The organism is Paraburkholderia sp. Tr-20389 (genome assembly GCF_017104565.1).
In the GTDB taxonomy this organism is placed as follows: domain Bacteria; phylum Pseudomonadota; class Gammaproteobacteria; order Burkholderiales; family Burkholderiaceae; genus Paraburkholderia.
In genome coordinates, this window is record NZ_JAAGPD010000005.1 from 92894 (window position 1) to 113465 (window position 20572).

The 20572-nt window shown below is 62.6% G+C and carries 13 protein-coding genes; 3 read left to right on the plus strand and 10 right to left on the minus strand.

What is annotated here, in order from left to right:
• Positions 1 to 47: 47 nt before the first annotated feature.
• Complete coding sequence (locus tag G3N95_RS07855) at positions 48 to 1748, plus strand: thiamine pyrophosphate-binding protein (protein WP_205969440.1); 1701 nt, start codon at positions 48 to 50, stop codon at positions 1746 to 1748.
• A gap of 840 nt (positions 1749 to 2588) precedes the next feature.
• Here G3N95_RS07855 and G3N95_RS07860 read toward each other — a convergent pair.
• A complete protein-coding gene (locus G3N95_RS07860; protein WP_205969441.1) occupies positions 2589 to 3737 on the minus strand; it encodes a branched-chain amino acid ABC transporter substrate-binding protein in 1149 nt (382 codons plus the stop codon).
• 88 nt (positions 3738 to 3825) lie between these two features.
• Positions 3826 to 7776, minus strand: coding sequence for a trifunctional transcriptional regulator/proline dehydrogenase/L-glutamate gamma-semialdehyde dehydrogenase (putA, locus tag G3N95_RS07865; protein ID WP_205969442.1), 3951 nt, complete (start codon positions 7774 to 7776; stop codon positions 3826 to 3828).
• Between the two features lie 307 nt (positions 7777 to 8083).
• On the opposite strand from putA, the gene G3N95_RS07870 reads away from it, so the two are divergent.
• On the plus strand, positions 8084 to 8242 hold the full coding sequence (locus G3N95_RS07870; RefSeq protein WP_205969443.1) for a hypothetical protein: 159 nt from the start codon (positions 8084 to 8086) through the stop codon (positions 8240 to 8242).
• A gap of 55 nt (positions 8243 to 8297) precedes the next feature.
• Here G3N95_RS07870 and G3N95_RS07875 read toward each other — a convergent pair whose 3' ends face one another.
• The 4 genes from G3N95_RS07875 to hemE form a co-directional block, all read right to left on the minus strand.
• A complete protein-coding gene (locus G3N95_RS07875) occupies positions 8298 to 8537 on the minus strand; it encodes a hypothetical protein (protein ID WP_205969444.1) in 240 nt (79 codons plus the stop codon).
• Positions 8534 to 9955, minus strand: coding sequence for a putative sulfate exporter family transporter (locus G3N95_RS07880; RefSeq protein ID WP_205969445.1), 1422 nt, complete (start codon positions 9953 to 9955; stop codon positions 8534 to 8536). The genes G3N95_RS07875 and G3N95_RS07880 overlap by 4 nt, the downstream gene beginning before the upstream one ends.
• Positions 9956 to 10135: 180 nt before the next feature.
• The gene (locus G3N95_RS07885; RefSeq protein ID WP_205969446.1) at positions 10136 to 12394 is read right to left on the minus strand and encodes a primosomal protein N'; all 2259 of its coding nucleotides are present in this window, start codon (positions 12392 to 12394) and stop codon (positions 10136 to 10138) included.
• A gap of 442 nt (positions 12395 to 12836) precedes the next feature.
• Positions 12837 to 13940: a uroporphyrinogen decarboxylase gene (gene hemE, locus G3N95_RS07890; RefSeq protein ID WP_205969447.1), complete on the minus strand. Its 1104-nt coding sequence runs from the start codon at positions 13938 to 13940 to the stop codon at positions 12837 to 12839.
• Positions 13941 to 14116: 176 nt separating this feature from the next.
• On the opposite strand from hemE, the gene G3N95_RS07895 reads away from it, so the two are divergent.
• Complete coding sequence (locus G3N95_RS07895; protein WP_205969448.1) at positions 14117 to 14899, plus strand: transporter substrate-binding domain-containing protein; 783 nt, start codon at positions 14117 to 14119, stop codon at positions 14897 to 14899.
• 790 nt (positions 14900 to 15689) lie between these two features.
• Here the strand turns inward: G3N95_RS07895 and G3N95_RS07900 are convergent.
• From G3N95_RS07900 to atpG, 4 genes are all read right to left on the minus strand, one after another.
• Positions 15690 to 17420, minus strand: a complete 1731-nt coding sequence (locus G3N95_RS07900) for an AMP-binding protein (protein ID WP_205969449.1) — start codon at positions 17418 to 17420, stop codon at positions 15690 to 15692.
• 199 nt (positions 17421 to 17619) lie between these two features.
• Positions 17620 to 18045, minus strand: a complete 426-nt coding sequence (locus tag G3N95_RS07905) for a F0F1 ATP synthase subunit epsilon (protein WP_012402374.1) — start codon at positions 18043 to 18045, stop codon at positions 17620 to 17622.
• Positions 18046 to 18194: 149 nt separating this feature from the next.
• Positions 18195 to 19589: a F0F1 ATP synthase subunit beta gene (gene atpD / locus G3N95_RS07910; RefSeq protein ID WP_205969450.1), complete on the minus strand. Its 1395-nt coding sequence runs from the start codon at positions 19587 to 19589 to the stop codon at positions 18195 to 18197.
• A gap of 92 nt (positions 19590 to 19681) precedes the next feature.
• Positions 19682 to 20569: a F0F1 ATP synthase subunit gamma gene (gene atpG / locus G3N95_RS07915; RefSeq protein WP_205969451.1), complete on the minus strand. Its 888-nt coding sequence runs from the start codon at positions 20567 to 20569 to the stop codon at positions 19682 to 19684.
• Positions 20570 to 20572: the final 3 nt, after the last annotated feature.

A 20572-nucleotide genomic window follows, 5' to 3' on the forward strand; every position in this document is an offset into this window, starting at 1 on the left:
TCTCGGCGTAAGCTGTCGAAGCTCTTCTGACTGGAGGTGTGTTCGCAATGTCGCTGTCTTCCGATGCTTCAAATATGACCACGGGCGCACGGCTCATGGTCGACGCGCTGCTGACGCATGGCGTCGAGCGCGTGTTTTGCGTGCCTGGCGAAAGTTTTCTGGCAATCCTCGATTCGTTGCACGACGAGACTTCGCAGATTCAGACGGTTGTGTGCCGCCACGAAGCGGCTGCCGCCAACATGGCGGAAGCCGTCGGCAAGCTGACGGGCCGGCCGGGCATCGCGATCGTTACGCGCGGACCGGGCGCGACGCACGCATCGATTGGCGTGCACACGGCGTTTCAGGACTCGACGCCGATGATTCTGCTGATCGGCCAATGTGCGCGCGAGCATCTGGACCGCGAGGCGTTCCAGGAAATCGACTATCGGCGCATGTTCGGACAGATGGCGAAGTGGGTCGCGCAAATCGACGATCCGCGCCGCATTCCCGAGTACATGAGCCACGCGTTTCACGTCGCGACGTCGGGCCGTCCTGGTCCTGTCGTGCTGTCGTTGCCCGAAGACGTGCTGAGCGACGCGTGTGCCGCGATGCCGGGCGCGCCCGCTTATCAGCGCGTGGCGGCCGCGCCGGCGCCACAGCAGATCGAGCGTCTGCGCGGCCTGCTCGAAGGCGCGAAGAAGCCGATGGTGATCGCGGGCGGCAGCGGCTGGACGCCGCAAGCGTGCGAAGACCTGCGCACCTTCATCGAGAACTGGCAGCTTCCCATTGGCCTCGCGTTCCGCTTCCAGGACACGCTCGACAACGAGCATCCGAACTATGCGGGCGATGTGGGTCTCGGCATCAATCCCGCGCTCGCCAAACGCATTCAGGACGCCGACGTGCTGCTCGCACTCGGACCGCGCCTCGGTGAAGCGACGACGGGCGGCTACACGCTGCTCGACATTCCCAAGACGAAACAGACGCTGATTCATGTGCATCAAGGTGCGGACGAGTTGGGCCGCGTCTATTCCGCCGATCTCCCCATCGTGTCGGGCATGCCGGAAATCGCGTCGATGCTGGCGGCGCTGAAGCCTGCGGCGCAACCTGCCTGGTCGGGTAGCGCGAGAGAAGCGCACGAGGCGTACCTCGAATGGCGCAAGCCGCGCAAGATTCCGGGCGATGTCCAACTCGGCGAGATCATGCTGCAACTGCGCGAGCATCTGCCGAAGGACGCGATTCTCACGAACGGCGCGGGCAACTACGCGACGTGGTTGCATCGTCATTTTGCGTATCGGCATTTCCGTTCGCAGTTGGCGCCGACTAGCGGCGCGATGGGTTATGGCGTGCCGGCGGCGATTGCGGCGAAGTCGATGTATCCGGATCGCACCGTGGTCGCGTTTGCGGGTGACGGCTGCTTCATGATGGCGTCGTCGGAAATCGCCACGGCGATGCAGTACAACCTGCCTGTGATTTTCATCGTCGTGAATAACAGCCACTATGGGACGATTCGAATGCATCAGGAGCGGCACTATCCGCATCGCGTGCATGGGACTGGGTTGACGAATCCTGACTTTGCGGCGTTTGCGAAGTCGTTCGGCGCGTTTGGGGAGACCGTCGAGCGGACGGAGGACTTTATGCCTGCGTTCAGGCGCGCTCAGGAGTCGGCGCGGCCGGCTTTGATTGAAGTTCGCATGCTGCAGGACGTGAGTACGCCGGGTGCGACTCTTGAACAGGTTCGGGAGCAAGGGCGGAAATTGAGGGGCGAGTAGGGGTTTTTGCCTGCGGCGCGGCGTCGCCGGTTTTGGCTTTTTGCTCTTGCTTTCGCTCTTGCTTTCGCTTTCGCTGGCATCCGCGCGATGCCTTCGTACTTCATGCGTTGCCCCTGTGCGGGGCGGCACCTACTTTTCTTTGCAGCGGCAAAGAAAAGTAGGCAAAAGAAAGCCGCTCACACCGCTAGCTTTTGTGCTTGCCTGCGGGCCCCCTACGGGTCCCGCACTCCACACGGCAACACATCGTTTTGCGCCCGCTGCCAGCGCCTCGAACAGGCGCATCACCCACTCCAATCACCCGCAGGCAGCCAGCGGCAGCGACTCGTCTGCGCCGCCCAGGTGGCAAACTGTGTGTAGCTTGTCGCGCCACATGCGTTGGCGATCCTACGACACCGATCCCGCTTTTTCGTCCGGAGTGGTGCACATCCATCGCGACGGCCTACACACCGTTTGCCACCTGGGCGGCGGTGGACGTCTGGTAACGCGGTCCGTGACGCGGGAGTGCGAAGCGGGTGAGGCGCATCTAAGAGCGCTGGCAACGAGCATGGATCAGCTCGCCACCGCGCGAAGGACGGGGACGTTTGGGCTCCTGGGCAATCACACGGGCTGGCGGTGTGAGCCCGCTTTCTTTGCTTACTTTCTTTGCGGCGGCAAAGAAAGTAAGTGCCGCCCCGCACAGGGGCAACGCTAGCAAACCAGAGACACAGCGCGGACGCCAGCGAAAAAAAAGCCTCGCAGAGAACAAAACTCCACGAGGCCTCGATAACAACCCAAAAACCCAAGCGCCGCAAGAAGCGAAAAACCACCACCATGCGCCGCTAAGGCAAAAAACAAAAACCCTTACTTACCACCCACGCTCTGCAGCGTCGTCCACTTCCCATCAACGACCTTATACAGCGTGATGCCGCCGTTCTTCAGATCGCCCTTCGGGTCATACGCGAGATCCTTGGTCGTCACAGCAGGCATGCTCGTCTTCGCCAGCACGGGCAGGTACTTCGCCGGATCCGTCGAGTTCGCCTTCTTCATCGCGTCGAACATCGCCATCGCGCCGTCGTAAGCGTACGGCGAGTACGTCTGAACGTCTTCACCGAAGCGCTTCTTGTACTTCGCAACGTAGTCCTTGCCGCCCGGCATTTCTTCCAACGGCAGACCAGCCAGCGAAGCCACCGTGCCGTTCGCCGCGTCGCCCGCGATTTGCAGGAACGTCGGCGTGTGAACCATTTCGCCGCCCATCAGCGGTGCCTTGATGCCCAGCGTCTTCATCTGCTTGACCATCGGCGCTGCCTGCGAATCGGCACCGCCGTAGTAAATCAGATCCGGCTGGACCGACTTCAGCTTCGTCAGAATCGACTTGAAGTCGACAGCCTTGTCGTTCGTGAATTCACGATCGACGATCGTGCCGCCAGCAGCCTTCGCTGCCTTCTCGAACTGGTCGGCAAGACCCTGGCCGTAGGCCGTGCGGTCGTCGACGATCGCGATCTTCTTCATGCCCAGGCTCTTCACAGCGAACGTGCCCGCGACGGAGCCCTGCTGCGTGTCCGAGGTCATCATGCGGAACGTCGTCTTGAAGCCCTGTTGCGTGTATTCAGGCGCCGTCGCCATCGCGATCTGCGGAATGCCCGCGTTCGCGTAGATGCGCGAGGCCGGGATCGTCGTGCCCGAGTTGAAGTGGCCGAGCATGCCCTTGATGTTGTCGTCGACGAGCTTCTGTGCAACCGTCGTACCCGTGCGCGGGTCAGCCTGGTCGTCGGCCACGTCCAGCACGAAGCGAACCTGCTTGCCGCCGATCGTCGGCTTCGTCGCGTTCATGTCTTCGACTGCGAGCGTGATGCCGTTCTGGAAGTCCTTGCCGTAGTGCGCCTGCGCGCCCGTCATCGGGCCCGCGAAGCCGATCTTCACGTCTTCGACCTGCTGTGCATGCGCAGTCCCCGCCAGCGACATGGCAGCGAACAGCGTCGCGCCTGCCAGCTTTTTCATCGTGTGTTGCATATCTTCTCCTTGGTACCAGGTGTGGACGGCGCGGTGATCGGGGTCGCCGTCGCGCGCCATTTTTTTGAATCGATCGAGCGAGGTTCGCTCAGCCGATCGTCATCAAATTCGCATTACCGCCTGCTGCTGCCGTATTCACGCTCACTGAACGCTCCGTCAACAGACGTTCGAGTGCGTAATCCTCATCGCCGCTTTCGAGCGCTCGCGCCGCGACGCCCTGCACCGACACGATCGGACCCGCGCGCTTCGCGATGTCCTTCACGAGCGTCAGCAACTCGTCACTGTCGCCTTCGAAGAGCGCGGCATCGAACGATGCTTCGGCGTTCTTCTTCACGCTCGCGTACTGCTTCAACGACGCCGGCAGCGCAGCATACAGCTGCTCGCCCGCCGCGCCTTCGAACAGCGCCTTGTTGCCCGTCGCCAGCGCCGCCGCGAACTGCACGCGCGCACCGCTCGCCGTCGACGCCACGCACAGCACCGTGCCGCGCGCGCCGAGCGTGTACGTGTTGCGCTCGCCCGTCGGCCCCGTCAGCACAGCCGTCGCGCCGGCCGGAATGTGCGACAGATAGCCGTCGCAACGTGCGGCCAGCACCGGCTCGCGTTCCGCGATCAACCAGTCGCGCAGCGTCGTCAGCGCAGCGGCAGGATTATCGCTTGCCGCGTTGCCGTTTTGTCCACCATTCACCGCGTTTTGCGATGCGTCGACCATCAAGGTCTGCGCAAGCGACTTCGGCAAACCGGCCGGACGCGTCGCCAGCAGACGCTGCAGATACAGCGCGCCACCCGCCTTCGGACCCGTGCCCGACAGCCCTTCGCCGCCGAACGGCTGCACACCCACCACCGCGCCGATCACGTTGCGGTTCACGTAGATGTTGCCCACGTGCGCGCGGCCGATCACATGCGCGATCGTCTCATCGATACGCGTATGGATGCCGAGCGTCAGCCCGTAACCCGTCGAGCGGATCTGCTCGAGCAGTTTGTCCAGTGCGCTGCGGCGGTAACGCACCACGTGCAGCACCGGGCCGAACACTTCACGCTTCAGTTCGTCGATGCTGTCGAGTTCGATCAGCGTCGGCGGCACGAACGTACCGGCGTTGCAGCCATCCGGCGTCGGCATCTGCGTGACCTTGCGGCCCTTCTCGCGCATCCCCGCGATATGCGCGTCGATGCCGCGCTTCGCTTCCGCGTCGATCACAGGGCCAACGTCGATCGACAGACGATCCGGGTTGCCCACTGCCAGTTCCTTCATCGCGCCCGTCAGCATTTCGAGCGTGCGATCCGCGACGTCATCCTGAAGACAGAGAACGCGCAGCGCGGAACAACGTTGACCGGCCGAATCGAACGACGACTGCAGCACATCCGCGACGACCTGTTCGGCGAGTGCCGACGAATCGACGATCATCGCGTTTTGACCGCCCGTTTCGGCGATCAGCGGAATCGGCTTGCCTTCCGGATCGAGGCGATTCGAGAGCGTCTTGTTGATCAGACGCGCGACTTCCGTCGAGCCGGTGAACATCACGGCGCGCGTGCGCGCGTCGGCCACCAATGCGGCGCCAACCGTTTCGCCGTCGCCCGGCAGCAGTTGCACCGCGCCTGCGGGCACGCCCGCTTCGCGCAGAATGCGTACGGCTTGCGCGGCGATCAGCGGCGTCTGTTCAGCCGGCTTCGCGAGCACCGTGTTGCCTGCTGCAAGCGCCGCCGCAACCTGACCCATGAAGATCGCCAGCGGGAAATTCCACGGGCTGATACACACGACGGGTCCGAGCGGGCGGTGCGTGTCGTTCGAGAACTCGTCGCGGATCTGCGTCGAGTAGTAGCGCAGGAAGTCGATCGCTTCGCGGATTTCAGCGACGGCGTTCGGCAGCGACTTGCCCGCTTCGCGCACGACCAGACCCATCAGCGTATGCATCTGCGCTTCGAGCAGATCGGCGGCACGTGCGAGGCAATCGGCGCGCGCTTCGACGGGCGTCGCCTGCCAGATCGGCGCAGCGGCCACGGCATGCGCGAGCGCCGCGCTCACGTGCTCCGGCGTCGCTTCGACAACCGTGCCGACGAGGTCGCGATGATCGGACGGATTGCGCACATCGCGTGCGTTGCCGACGGCGATCTCGTTGTCTTCGAGCATCGGTGCAGCACGCCACGGATGATTCGCGCTAGCCAGCAGCGCCGATGACAGCGACGCAAGACGATGCTCGTTCGACAGATCGAGGCCCATCGAATTGGTGCGCTCCGCGCCGTACAGATTGCGCGGCAGCGGGATCTTGGCGTGCGGCGCGCCGAGCGGAACGATCTTCGCGGCTTCGTCGACGGGATCGGCGACGAGGTCCTTCACCGGCACGGTTTCATCGGCGATGCGGTTCACGAACGACGTATTCGCGCCATTCTCCAGCAGTCGACGCACGAGATACGCGAGCAGCGTTTCATGCGTACCGACAGGCGCGTACACGCGGCACGGACGGTTCAGCTTGTCGCGGCCCGTCACTTCTTCGTACAGCGGCTCGCCCATGCCGTGCAGGCACTGGAATTCGTACTGGCCAGGATAGTAGTTCTGGCCCGCGAGGTGATAGATCGCGGACAGCGTGTGCGCGTTGTGCGTCGCGAACTGCGGATAGACGGCATCCGGCGCGCCCAGCAGCTTCTTCGCGCACGCGAGGTACGACACGTCCGTATAGATCTTGCGCGTATAGACGGGATAACCTTCGAGGCCATCCACCTGTGCGCGCTTGATTTCCGTATCCCAGTACGCGCCCTTCACCAGACGGACCATGATTCGGTGACGGCTGCGGCGCGCCAGATCGACGATGTAGTCGATCACGAACGGGCAGCGCTTCTGATACGCCTGCACGACGAAGCCAATGCCGTTCCAGCCTTGCAGTTCCGGATCGAAGCACAGTGCTTCGAGCAGATCGAGCGAGATTTCCAGACGGTCCGCTTCTTCCGCGTCGATGTTCAGGCCGATGTCGTAGCGGCGCGCGAGAATCGCGAGCGCACGTACGCGCGGCAGCAACTCGCTCATCGTGCGTTCCTGCTGCGAACGCGAGTAGCGCGGATGCAGCGCCGACAGCTTGATCGAAATGCCCGGACCTTCGTAGATGCCACGGCCGCCCGCCGCCTTGCCGATCGCGTGGATCGCCTGTTCGTACGATGCGTAGTAGCGCTGTGCGTCGGCTTCCGTCGTCGCGGCTTCGCCGAGCATGTCGTACGAGTAGCGGAAACCGCGTGCCTCGAACTTGCGGCTGTTGGCCAGCGCTTCGGAGATGGTTTCGCCCGTGACGAACTGCTCGCCCATCAGGCGCATCGCCATGTCGACACCCTTGCGGATCAGCGGCTCGCCGCCCTTGCCGATCATGCGCGTCAGCGCCGACGACAGACCCGTTTCGCTGTTCGTCGTCACCAGCTTGCCGGTGATCATCAGGCCCCACGTCGCCGCGTTCACGAACAGCGACGGCGCATGGCCGACGTGCGAGCGCCAGTCGCCCTTGCTGATCTTGTCGCGAATCAGCGCGTCGCGAGTCGCCCGGTCGGGAATGCGCAGCAGCGCTTCCGCGAGGCACATCAGCGCCACGCCTTCCTGGCTCGACAGCGAGAACTCGTGGATCAGCCCTTCGACGCCGCCGCCCGTGCTCTTCGAACGCAGGGCTTCAACAAGCTTGCTCGCCATCGCCTGCACGTCGTTCGCGATGTTCGCGGGCAGACGCGCCTGGCCGATCAGGAACGGCACGCATTCCGGCTCCGGCCGGCGATACGCCGCCGTGATCGCCGCACGCAGCACCGACTGTGGTTGCACGTTCTGCGCGAATTCGAGGAACGGATGCAGCCCGTCGCTCTCGTCCGAATCGGCGGCACCATCGGCCAGTTCGGTTGCGCCGTGATGGCCGGAGAGTTCGGCGGGAAGCTGGCCGTGCTCGATCTTTTCCAGGTACGCGAAGATCGCCTGCTTGATCAGCCAGTGGGGAGTGCGTTCGAGGCGCGTGGCGGCGTCTTTCAGCCGGGTACGCAGCAGGTCGTCGACTTTTACGCCAAGGGTGGTGCTCGCCATGATTCCTTCTTTATGCGCCGGGCGGACGCCGGCCAAAGACTAAAAAGTTGGGCGAATCGTACCTCTCCCAATAAAAAGGTGCAACCAGTCTAGCGAAACGGTTGCACCCCTATGAAACCGTTATTCCACAAGGGTTTGCGGCGAGCGTGCACCTTCTGGATGCACGCAGTTGCGCTCGGTGTTTTCCCTGGATCGGTTTATTTTCTGGCAACCCTTATCGAATCCGAAATCGCGCCGTTATACCGGCTATGAGATGCGCACTGACGCACGGTACGGGGTTCGAAGTCTCGCTATATGAGGTGACCAAATGGAAAAGTGGCTGGTAGTGACGGGGATCTGGATGATGTTCGCAACGTGCATGGTGTTTTTCATTCGCGGCGCGACGGGCCCATCGCGCAACGAACTGGTGCCCATCGAAGTGCGCGACGACGAGCGCGACGCGGCGCGGGGATCAATGCGCGGTTAAGCGTTCGATGATGCGGCGCCCGCTTAGAGCGGGCGCACGTCAGGCGAAGAAAGGATCAGCGTAGCGGCGCGAACGCGCGGCAGCTGTCGCGCGACGCGACGAGCCGATCGTGGACAAGACACAGGCGGCTGTCGGCGACGCTTGCGCCGAAGCCCGACCCGAACACAACGAGGCCCGGAATGCTCTGCTCAAGCGAATGCCGATCGTCGGCGCGAAACCGGCAATCCGCGCAGCACGGCCGGCGCGCGTCGGACGGCGTATGGATGTGGTCGTCGAGAACGGCGGGTGCGCTCACGATCCCCGCCCCAAGCTATTCCAATACGGTGCGAACACGTGCGCGGACAGCGCGTAGCCGATGGCGATATTGACGGCCACGCCGATCGTGAACGCGATGAACGGCTTGATGCCCGTGGCCGCGAGTGAACGGACGCGCGTCGTCAGTCCGATGCTGAAGAAGCAGAAGATGAACGCCCACGTGCGCAGCGCGGTGATCGGCGCGACGAACTCGGGCGTCACCACCTTGCGGTAGTCGGCCAGCGAGTAGTGGCTCGCGATCCACGTGACGAGCGCCGACGCGATCACGAAGCCGATCACGAATTTCGGAAAGCGCGCCCAGATTTCGCGCGCGTCGGCTTTCGCGATAACGCCACTTTCATCCGACTCCCAGCGCGTGGTTGCAACGATCGCCAGCAGGAACGCCCAGATGCCGATCCAGATGTCGCGGCCCACGACCTTCATCAGCGTGAACGCCTGAAGCGACGCTTCGGGCGAACCGGCGATCGCGCCGCCCGCGTGCTTCGCGAAGTCGCCGTAAGCTTGCGCTGCGGCGATCCCGGCGGCATCCGCGAACTCCGAGGTGCCGATCCATGCGCCCGCGACGGCCGTCGACAGCCCCAGTGAGCGCGAGACGAACGGCAACACGAAAATCATCACGATCGCCCACAAGATCACGAGCGTGATCGCCACCGACGCATGTTCGCGCTTAGCGCGCACCGCGCCCGCGATCGCGATGGCGGCCGACACGCCGCACACCGCACCACCCACGCCGAGCACCGCGGCGAAGCGCTTGTCGAGTCCCAGCGCCTTGGCGGCAAAGAAGATCACGAAGAAAGTGACCAACGAGACGATCGTCGCCTGTCCGACTGCGACGGGACCGGCCCACACGAGCAGCGTGAACGGCAGCGTCGCGCCGAGCAGCACGATCCCCACCTTGATGTAAAACTCCACGCGCAGTCCCGCCGAGAACCACTCGGGCAGCGTGAAGACGTTTGAAATCAGCAGACCGAGGGCCAGCGCGACCAGCGGCGTCTCAAGGTTGTACTTCGATGCGTTGGCCCACGCGCCGACCTCGAAAATCAGCACCGACACGACGAAGAGAATCGCGAACGACGGCAGGAAGTGGGCGATTCGCTGCTTCAGCACGCTCAGGCTGACGCCGAACAGCACGGCGAACACGACGAACAGCGCAACGTAGTTCGGCAGATGCTTCGCGAGATCGTGACCGGCCGCGCCGAGGTCCGACCATTTAGCGGGCGCCGTCGCGAGCCATTTAATGCTGCTGCCCGACGCGAACAGAGCCCATGCGACGACGATCACCAGCAGGCCGACCCACACGGCCCACCAGTCCTCCGTCGAAAACAATCCGCCGCCTGTCGAGCTTGCCGGTCGCGAAGGCTGTGCGCCTGCCGGCAAGGTATGTCTGGTATCGCTCATGTGCAGTGCCCCGGTAATGAGATGGCGGCGCACGCGCTGTCGATCGTTGTAATTCATGCGCCGATTCGGCGAAATATAGTCGAGCGATCTGCTGAAACGAAACGACCTTTCGTTTGATCGATATGACTTAAATGGATTTGCGCGAAGATGGCGCGAGATCGAGGCTTGGCAGAGGGCGAATCAGATGTCGAGCGGATCGACCTCGATGCTCCAGCGCAGCACGCCCTTGAGTGTGCGCAACAGCGGCTGCCAGCCGCGCAGCGTCGCCTGCAAAGCGGCGCGCGAGGCGCTTTCGACCAGCAGTTGCGCGCGATGCACATGCATCACCTTGACGATGGTGAGCGGCACCGCGTCGTAGACGGTCACGCGACTCGCAGCGGGAATCTCGGTCAGCACCGCCGCCGCCTGTTGCAGGAACGTGAGCGCGGCGTCGAGCGTGCGGCCTTCTGCGCGCAGCATCGCCTGATACACGAAGGGCGGCAGATGCGCGTCGCGCCGTTCGGAAAGCGTCGAATTCGCGAAGCCGACGTAGTCCTGGCGAGCCAGCGCGTGATACAGCGCGTGAGTCGGGTAACGCGTCTGGACCAGCACCTCGCCGGGCAGTCCGGCGCGGCCCGCGCGGCCGCTCACCTGCATCAGTTGCGCGAAGAGGCGTTCGCTGGCCCGGAAATCGTGGGAAAAGAGCGCCGTGTCCGCGTTCAGCACGCCAACCAGCGACACGCGACGGAAATCGTGCCCCTTCGCAATCATCTGCGTGCCGACCAGAATGTCGACTTCGCCCGCATGCACGTCCGAGAACAGCGCCTGCGCGCTGCCCTTGCGACGGGTGCTGTCGGCATCGATGCGCAGCACGCGCGCGCCCGGCACCGCGCCGGTGAGCGCCTCTTCGATACGCTGGGTGCCGCGTCCGAGCGGCGCGATATCGACATTGCCGCATTCCGGACACGAGCGTGGAATGCGCGCTTCCCAGCCGCAGTGGTGGCAGCGCAGCGCGCGTTCCGGCTTATGCAGCACGACGTAGGCGCTGCACCGCGGGCATCCCGCGACCCAGCCGCATGCATCGCACGCCAGTTGCGGCGCGTAGCCTCGGCGGTTCAGGAACACGAGACTTTGTTCGCCGCGTTCGAGGCGGGTTTTCAGCGCCGCGATCAGCGGCCCCGACAGACCTTCCACCGATGCGCGTCCGCGCCTGCGTTCGTCTTCCAGATCGACGAGCCTGACGGTGGGCAGCACGGCATCCGCGACGGCGCGGCGCGACAACGTCAGGCGCTTGTAGCGTCCCTGATCGACCTGCCACCAGCTTTCCAGCGAGGGCGTCGCCGACCCCAGCACGACAGGGATCGCGAGCTGCTTCGCCCGCCAGATCGCCAGATCGCGCGCCGAATAGCGCAGGCCTTCCTGCTGCTTGTAGGCGGGATCGTGCTCCTCGTCGACGACGATGATGGCCAGGTGCGGCAACGACGCGAGCACCGCGAGCCGCGTACCGAGCACGATGCGCGCTCGGCCCGTATGCGCGGCGAACCAGTTGCGGGCGCGCTCGCCTTCGGCCAGACCGCTGTGCAGCGTGACGATTTCGGAATCGCCCATCGACGCGAAACGCGCACGGAACGCCGCTTCGAACTGGGGCGTGAGATTGATCTCGGGTACGAGAACCAGCGCTTGCGCGTTGGGATTGGCGGCCAGCAAGCCCGCCAGCGCGCGCAGATACACCTCGGTCTTGCCGCTGCCCGTCACCCCGTGCAGCAGGAACGGAGCGAAGCCCTGTGCGTCGCGGATCGCTTCGACCGCGGTGGTCTGTTCGTCCGTGAGCGTGGGCAGCGATGTGCTGTGCGGCGTGTGGAACTGCGCTGGACGCGGTGCCGCTGGATCGATCACGTCGAGCGCAACCCAGCCTTCCGCTTGCCACGCTTCAAGCGTCGCGGTGGCCTTCGCATGCAGCGCACGGGCTTCGACGGCCGGCAGCGAGTCCGCTTCCGCCAGCGCTGCCGCCAGACGGCGCAGCGCGGTCGCGCGAGCGGGCAACACGTCGGGCAATGCGGCCCGGCCCGCAGGCAGCAGACGATAAAACTCTTCGGGCGCAAACAGGCGCGTCCAGCGCGCCGCATCACGCAATGCCTGAGGAAGCGCGGGCAGCGCGACTTCACCGATGCCGCGTTGGTAGTAGTCGGCAGCGAACTGCGCGAGTTGCAGCCAATGCTCCGACAGCGGCGGGCAAGCCGTGCAGACGCTGTGGACCGATTTGATGCGATCGGCGGGCACGTCACTGTGAGCGGTCACTTCCATGACGAGCCCCACGATATGCCGCTTGCCGAACGGCACGCTGACGAGCGTGCCCGGCGCCGGCGCCAGGGCGGCGTCGCAGCGGTAATCGAAGAGCGTCGGCAGCGGATGATCGAGCGCGACGCGAACGTAGGTGTCGGTCAGCGCTTCGACCTGCATGACGGGTGTCGGCGGAGAGAGTTATGCACAGGCTCGATGCTGCGGTCGCCACACTTAAAGTAAAACTTCAAATTCGGCGCTAAGTTTTGAATTTGCATCGACAATTGCGCCCAGCCTCGCCTGCCTGTGGATAACTTTGTTGAGAACTCAGGCCCGATGGCCCGCAGACCGCGTCATTCCGGCCTCTTTGTGGGATAGCGCACATTCCTCTTAGGAACCCGGAAACCCTTATCGCTTAAGGCACAGACCAGATTTCTACGTACTTTTCAAGGCACCTGCGACGATCTATCCCTCTACCGCGCCGCAGCGTGACGAATGTGCATAAGTCAAGTCTTGACAACGCTAAAACGGCGCCGGGGCGGCCTGTGGAACGCTATTTTCCCCTTTGGCCGCGAGCCCGCGTCGCTGCATTGCAACACAAACGTCACATATCGCTGCCGCTTCAGGCCGCGTTGCTGCCGCCCGTCGCGCGAATTGCGCGACTATGCCGATGCACTTCGTCAACCAGTTCGGCCACGTGTTCCGGCGGCGTGAACTGGGAAATGCCATGTCCGAGGTTGAACACGTGTCCCGGATGGTTGCCGAAACTGTCGAGCACCGCGCGCGCTTCGATGCGGATGGTCGACGGCGGCGCGAACAGCACGGACGGATCGATATTGCCTTGTAGCGCGACTTTTCCACCTACGCGTTCGCGCGCCTTGCCCAGATTCACCGTCCAGTCGAGACCGACAGCATCGACGCCCGTCGCGGCGATTTCTTCGAGCCACAGGCCGCCGCCCTTCGTGAAGGTGATGACGGGCACGCGATTGCCGTCGTGTTCGCGTTTCAACTGGCTCACGACCTGCTGGATGTAGTGCAGCGAGAAGCGTTGATAGATGCCGTCGGCAAGCGCACCGCCCCAGGTATCGAAAATCATCACGGCTTGCGCGCCCGCCTCGATCTGCGCATTCAGATACGCAGCAACGGCCTTCGCGTTGACGTCCAGGATGCGATGCATCAGGTCCGGGCGGCTGTACAGCATCGACTTCACGGTGCGGAAATCGTCGGAACCACCGCCTTCGACCATGTAGCACGCGAGCGTCCACGGACTTCCCGAGAAGCCGATCAACGGCACGCGCTGCCGGCCTTGCGCGTCGGTCAGCGCGGTGCGGATCTGGCGCACGGCGTCCGTCACGTAGCGCAGCGTGGCGTCGATATCCGGTACGGCGAGACGCGCGACGTCGTCTTCGGTGCGCACGGGGCGCGCGAACTTCGGCCCTTCGCCGACCTGGAAGTCCAGACCGAGACCCATTGCGTCGGGGATGGTCAGGATGTCGGAGAACAGAATCGCAGCGTCGAGCGGATAGCGCTCGAGCGGCTGCAGCGTGACTTCCGTCGCGTAATCGGGATTCTTCGCGAGCCCGAGGAAACTGCCGGCGCGACTGCGCGTCGCGTTGTATTCCGGCAGATAACGCCCCGCCTGGCGCATCAGCCAGATCGGCGTGTACTCGGTCGGCTCGCGCATCAACGCGCGCAGGAAGGTGTCGTTGAGGAGGTTGTGGGCCACGTTGCTCGCGACTGAAGGAAGGCAAAAACGCATTTTACCCGCTGAGCGTCCGGTGCCGCCTCCGTAATCCTGGCAATTGCTGTTTGTCCTATGCCCTTAGATCAATGGTCACAGGGAGTTGCGGGGACTATGATCGACTCCGTTGCATCACGATAAACAACGATAAAGGAGACTCAATGAAGAAAGCCACGGTGGTTCTTGTCAGCGCGCTGTTGTGGGCGGGCGCGGCCCAGGCGCAAAGTGCCGCACCAGCGCCTGCGTCGAGGCTCGACGAGATTCTCGCTCGCGGCACGCTGCGGGCCTGCACGACGGGCGACTACAAACCGTACTCGTTCTACAGGCAGGACGGCCAGTTCGAAGGGATCGATATCGACATGACCGAGTCGCTTGCGAAGTCGCTCGGCGTGAAAGCGGAGTTCGTGAAAACGTCGTGGTCGAATTTGATGAGCGACTTTGTGTCGAAGTGCGACGTCGGCGTGGGCGGTGTGTCCACGACGCTCGACCGGCAAAAGAAGGCTTTCTTCACGGTCGCGTATCAGGTGGACGGCAAATCGCCGATCGTACGTTGCGACGATGTGGAGAAGTACCAGACGGTCGCTCAGATCGATCAGCCATCCACGCGCGTGATCTTCAATCCGGGCGGCACCAACGAGCGCTTCGCACGGCAGTTCTTTCCGCACGCAAATCTCACGGTGTATCCCGACAACGTGACTATCTTCAAGCAGATTCTTGCGGGAAAGGCCGACGTGATGGTGACGGATGCATCAGAGACCTTGCTGCAGCAGAAGCTCAATCCGGGTCTGTGTTCGGTGCATCCGGACAAGCCGTTCCAGTACGGGGAAAAAGCGTGGCTCGTGCCGCGCGGCGACGTCGTGTTCCAGCAATATGTCGACCAGTGGCTGCACCTGGCCCGCGCGACGGGTGAATATCAGTCCATATCCGACAAATGGCTGAAATAACGCCGAGTTTGTGACGGCCGAGGCAGTCGCACTTACCGATTCGGGCGTGCGGCTGCCGGAAGGCGCATCGATGGCATATACGTGCCCGTCGGTTACAAGACAAGTCCGTTTGGGATGGTCGGTTAATGCGGCAGCGCAGCATGAGTGCGCGTGTCCTGCAAACGGTAGTTTCAAACAGGTCGGCGTGGAATCCGTATGAGCATTTGACTTTCGTGATCTGCCCACGCGATGAATAAGGAGAATCCTTCAGTTCCGGAGACGTAGCGCAGTGCAATATCCGATTCGAACGACCGCGCGAAAGTGCGACCGTTGGACTCAAAAGGTATCGGTAATAGTTGCCTCAAATCCGCTTTCCTGTCGCAAAAAATCCCGTAGCGCCTTATCTGGTGGGCGTTACAACCTGAAACACTTTGTTACCGCGCGCGCAGGGTAATTCGCCCACAATGCCTTTCACGGGTTCAGCAAGGATGCGGCCGGGTAGTAGTGTCTCCGGACACAAATTCCTGATCGGTCGACGCAAACGTCGAAGCTCTTCAAAGGGGCATCTCTGCTGGAGTCGTGATCGGCGTTGATCACGCCGATTATCCGATTCCTCCAATGGTCTCCTCGCGCTAACCCCGTAGCGTGTGGTTTTTAGCGGGCTCCAGGCCCGCTTTTTTTTTGCCTAGCCAAACGTTTGCGCGCCATCAAGCAACTGCGCGCGAGCCGGCATCCCTTCCTCTGAAAGCGAAACGCCGTGTGACTCGCACACGGCGTTTTTGGTTTTTGCGGCTGCGATCCGCGAGTCCCGCTACGCGGTCTTGTCTTCCTTCAGGTGAAGCTCGTCGATCATCCGCTCGCGCATCACGAACTTCTGTACTTTGCCCGTCACCGTCATCGGCAGTTCGTCGACGAAGCGGATGTATTTCGGAATCTTGTAGTGTGCGATCTGGCCGCGGCAGAATTCCTGGACCTCTTCGGCCGTCAGCTGCTCACCTGAGCGCAGTACGACCCATGCGCACACCTCCTCGCCATACTTCGCGTCCGGCACGCCGAACACCTGCGCACTCTGGATCTTCGGGTGACGGAACAGGAATTCCTCAATTTCACGCGGATAGATGTTTTCACCGCCGCGGATCAGCATGTCCTTCAGACGACCGACGATGTTGCAATAACCATCGGCATCGATCGTCGCGAGGTCGCCCGTATGCATCCAGCCGTCGACGATGCTCTCCCGCGTCTTGGCTTCGTCGCCCCAATAGCCCTTCATTACGGAATAGCCGCGCGTGCACAGTTCGCCCGTTTCGCCGACAGGCACGATTGCGCCAAGCGGATCGACGACCTGCACTTCCAGATGTGGCTGGATGCGTCCGACTGTCGTCGTTCGCTTGTCCAAAGGATCCGTTGTCGAACTCTGGAACGACACGGGACTCGTCTCCGTCATACCGTAAGCGATCGTGATCTCCGCGAGATGCATCTGCGAGACGACCCGTTTCATCGTCTCGATTGGGCACGGCGACCCTGCCATGATGCCGGTGCGCAAGCGCGTGAGATCGAAGGTCGCAAAGTCGGGATGATCGAGTTCAGCGATAAACATGGTCGGTACGCCATGCAGCGCCGTGCATCTCTCTTCCGCGACCGCTCTGAGCGTCGCGCCGGGCTCGAACGCTTCGCCGGGAAAGACCATCGCGGCGCCCACCGAGACGCACGCCAGCACCGCCAGCACCATGCCGAAACAGTGATACAGCGGCACCGGAATGCAGAGCGAGTCCTCTTCCGTCAGCCGCATGGCCATCGCGATATAGCGCGCGTTGTTGACGACGTTTCGATGCGTCAGCGTCGCGCCCTTGGGGTTGCCGGTGGTGCCGCTCGTGAACTGGATGTTGATAGGATCGCCCGGATCGAGCGTCGCACCGATTGCGTCGAGTTTCGCGGGATCGAGCGCGGTGCGGCCGCGCTCGATGACGTCGGAAAACGTCAGCATTCCAGGCGTTTCGGTGTCGCACATCCGGATCACGATGCGCAAGTCGGGCAGACGGGCGGCGTGGAGATCACCCGGCGTAGCCGTCGCCAGTTCAGGCGCCAGCTCCTGAAGCATCTGCAGGTACATCGAAGACTTGAACTTCTCAGCCGAGACGATCGCCTTGCAACTCACCTTGTTCAGCGCGTATTCGAGTTCGGCAAGACGATAGGCGGGGTTGATGTTGACGAGCACGGCGCCGATCCGCGCGGTCGCGAACTGCGTCATCAGCCATTCGACGCGATTGGGCGACCAGATGCCGACCCGATCGCCCTTCTCAATCCCAAGTTCCAGCAAACCTGCGGCCAAAATATCGACTTCTTGCTGAAACTCCTTCCAACTCCAGCGAATCTCCTGCTCACGGAACACCACTGCCGGACGCTCGGGAAAGCGTCGCGCCGTGTCGACGAGAAACTGTCCGACGGTCGACTCGCTGAGCGGGACGTCAGTCGAACCGCGCACATATGAGAGTCCGTCTTTCGGTTCGATGAGTGCACCCTCTCCTGCAGCTTGCGTTGCCATGATCCTGTCTCCAGAGGTGAATCCCAGTATTGAAATGACTTTGCGACCGATTGTGCCCCGGCGCCAATTCGTCCGGCATCAAGTCTTACCCGCAGCTTTCTAGCTGTTCCGGGCGTCGGTATGATTTTGCTGACCTTTCCGTAAACGTCAAGTAGAGGACAAAAAAAGCAGCCACGGAGGCTGCTTTTGATTGTGCTGCTTAGTGCTGTCCGCGCAGCTTACGCAGACGCTGGATCGCAGCCAGCTGAGCCGTCGCGTACGCCAGTTCTGCTTGCGCAGTAGCGTATTCGAGGTTCGAGCCGGTGTTTTGCAGCGCTTCTTCCGCGCGCTTGCGAGCCTGTTCGGCTTTTGCTTCGTCGAGATCCTTGCCGCGGATCGCCGTGTCGGCCAGAACCGTCACTGCGCCCGGTTGGACTTCGAGAATGCCGCCGGCGACGAACACGAACTCTTCTTCACCGTTTTCCGATTCGATGCGCACCGCACCCGGACGAATCCGCGTGATGAGGGGCGTGTGGCCCGGCAGAATGCCGAGTTCGCCCGCTTCGCCCGGGAGCGCAACGAACTTCGCCTGGCCCGAGAAGATCTGCTCTTCCGCGCTGACGACGTCTACCTTGATGGTTGCCATTTATGTCGACTCCTGTCGACCAGAGTTGGCGCTTCAGCGTCTTGCTCTGGTCCCATGGTTGAGCGTAGGACGAGGCGCCCGCTTCGCCGGGTGCCGCCTTTCGACGGCAACCAGGCGCGAGCCGGCGCCCGCTTCGTTACACCCAGCCTTTACTGGATCTTCTTGGCCTTTTCGAAGGCTTCGTCGATCGTGCCGACCATGTAGAACGCCTGCTCCGGCAGGTGATCGCACTCGCCTTCGACGATCATCTTGAAGCCACGGATCGTTTCCTTCAGCGGCACGTACTTGCCCGGCGAGCCCGTGAACACTTCAGCAACGTGGAACGGCTGCGACAGGAAACGCTGGATCTTACGAGCGCGCGCGACCGACAGCTTGTCTTCCGGCGACAGTTCGTCCATGCCCAGAATCGCGATAATGTCGCGCAGTTCCTTGTAGCGCTGTAGCGTCTGCTGAACGCCACGCGTGATCGAGTAGTGCTCTTCGCCGATCACGTGCGGGTCGATCTGACGCGAGGTCGAATCGAGCGGGTCCACAGCCGGGTAGATACCCAGCGAAGCGATGTCACGCGACAGAACGACGGTTGCGTCCAGGTGGCCGAAGGTCGTAGCCGGCGACGGGTCCGTCAAGTCGTCCGCAGGGACGTACACGGCTTGAACCGACGTGATCGAGCCCGTCTTCGTCGACGTAATACGCTCTTGCAGCTTGCCCATTTCTTCAGCCAGCGTCGGCTGATAGCCCACTGCAGAAGGCATACGACCGAGCAGTGCCGACACTTCCGTACCAGCCAGCGTGAAACGGTAGATGTTGTCGACGAAGAACAGCACGTCGAGACCTTCGTCACGGAAGTGCTCAGCCATCGTCAGACCCGTCAGCGCGACGCGCAGACGGTTGCCCGGCGGCTCGTTCATCTGGCCGTACACCAGCGCGACCTTGTCGAGAACGTTCGAGTCCTTCATTTCGTGGTAGAAGTCGTTCCCTTCACGGGTACGCTCGCCCACGCCCGCGAACACGGAGTAACCGCCGTGCTCCTTCGCGATGTTGTTGATGAGCTCCATCATGTTGACGGTCTTGCCCACGCCAGCACCGCCGAACAGGCCCACCTTGCCGCCCTTCGCGAACGGGCAGATCAGGTCGATAACCTTGATACCCGTTTCGAGCAGTTCCGTCGACGGCGACAGTTCGTCGAACGCCGGTGCCTTCTGGTGGATCGAGCGCATGTTGTCGCTGGCGATCGGGCCCGCTTCGTCGATCGGACGACCCAGCACGTCCATGATGCGGCCGAGCGTCGGCTTGCCGACGGGCACGCTGATCGGCTTGGCCGTGTTCTTGACGATCACGCCACGGCGCAGACCGTCCGACGAACCCAGACAGATGGTACGGACAACGCCGTCGCCCAGCTGCTGCTGGACTTCGAGCGTCAGTTCCGAACCTTCGAGAATGAGCGCGTCGTAAACCTTCGGCATGTGTGTACGCGGGAATTCCACGTCGATCACCGCGCCGATGCACTGTACGATCTTGCCTTCTACCAAAGCAGTAGTACTCATCGCTTTTCCTTTAGATACTCAATTCTTCACTCGCGCAACGGCGCAGTTTCGGTGGACTCGCCAGAAGGCGCTTCCGCGTGTCGACGTCAGCGTCAGACTGCCGCGGCGCCACCGACGATTTCCGACAGTTCCTTCGTGATCGCTGCCTGACGGCTCTTGTTGTACGAGAGCTGCAGTTCGTTGATGACCGTCTTCGCGTTGTCCGAAGCGGCCTTCATTGCGACCATCCGTGCCGACTGTTCCGATGCCATGTTTTCCGCGACGGCCTGATAGACCAGCGCTTCGACATAACGCACCAGCAGTTCGTCGACGACCGTTTGTGCGTCCGGCTCGTAGATGTAGTCCCATGACGTTTTCGGCGTCGGGCTATCCTTGTCGTCCGTGCTCTCGAACTGTTCCGTCGACAGCGGCAGCAGTTGCTCGATCACCGGCTCCTGCTTCATCGTGTTGACGAAGCGGGTGTACGCGAGGTACACGGCCGAGACCTTGCCTTCCGAGTACATGTCGAGCTGAACCTTCACCGCGCCGATCAGCTTCTCGAGGTGCGGCGTGTCGCCCAGTTGCACGACGTTCGACACGAGCTTCGCGCGCAGACGGTTCAGGAAACCGAACCCCTTGCCGCCGATTGCCGTCGCTTCGATCGTCTTGCCCTGGCCTTCCAGCTCCTTGAACTTCTGAAGCGTGGCGCGCAGCACGTTCGTGTTCATACCGCCGCACAGACCCTTGTCAGTCGTGACAAGGATGAAGCCCGTCGACTTCGCACCTTCGTTCGATACCATGAACGGGTGACGGTACTCCGGAGTCGCACTGCTCATGTGCGCAGCGATATCGCGGACCTTGTCGGCATACGGGCGAGCAGCGCGCATGCGCTCCTGAGCGCGGCGCATCTTCGATGCGGCCACCATCTCCATCGCTTTGGTGATCTTGCGCGTGTTTTGCACGCTCTTGATCTTGCCGCGAATTTCCTTCATTCCAGCCATTGC

Coding starts and splice junctions, on each gene's coding strand:
- atpD (WP_205969450.1), bottom strand. CDS start 19,589: ATGAGTACTACTGCTTTGGTAGAAGGCAAGATCGTACAGTGCATCGGC.
- G3N95_RS07870 (WP_205969443.1), top strand. CDS start 8,084: ATGGAAAAGTGGCTGGTAGTGACGGGGATCTGGATGATGTTCGCAACG.
- G3N95_RS07855 (WP_205969440.1), top strand. CDS start 48: ATGTCGCTGTCTTCCGATGCTTCAAATATGACCACGGGCGCACGGCTC.
- atpG (WP_205969451.1), bottom strand. CDS start 20,569: ATGGCTGGAATGAAGGAAATTCGCGGCAAGATCAAGAGCGTGCAAAAC.
- G3N95_RS07880 (WP_205969445.1), bottom strand. CDS start 9,955: ATGAGCGATACCAGACATACCTTGCCGGCAGGCGCACAGCCTTCGCGA.
- G3N95_RS07905 (WP_012402374.1), bottom strand. CDS start 18,045: ATGGCAACCATCAAGGTAGACGTCGTCAGCGCGGAAGAGCAGATCTTC.
- G3N95_RS07860 (WP_205969441.1), bottom strand. CDS start 3,737: ATGCAACACACGATGAAAAAGCTGGCAGGCGCGACGCTGTTCGCTGCC.
- G3N95_RS07885 (WP_205969446.1), bottom strand. CDS start 12,394: ATGCAGGTCGAAGCGCTGACCGACACCTACGTTCGCGTCGCGCTCGAT.
- putA (WP_205969442.1), bottom strand. CDS start 7,776: ATGGCGAGCACCACCCTTGGCGTAAAAGTCGACGACCTGCTGCGTACC.
- G3N95_RS07895 (WP_205969448.1), top strand. CDS start 14,117: ATGAAGAAAGCCACGGTGGTTCTTGTCAGCGCGCTGTTGTGGGCGGGC.
- G3N95_RS07900 (WP_205969449.1), bottom strand. CDS start 17,420: ATGGCAACGCAAGCTGCAGGAGAGGGTGCACTCATCGAACCGAAAGAC.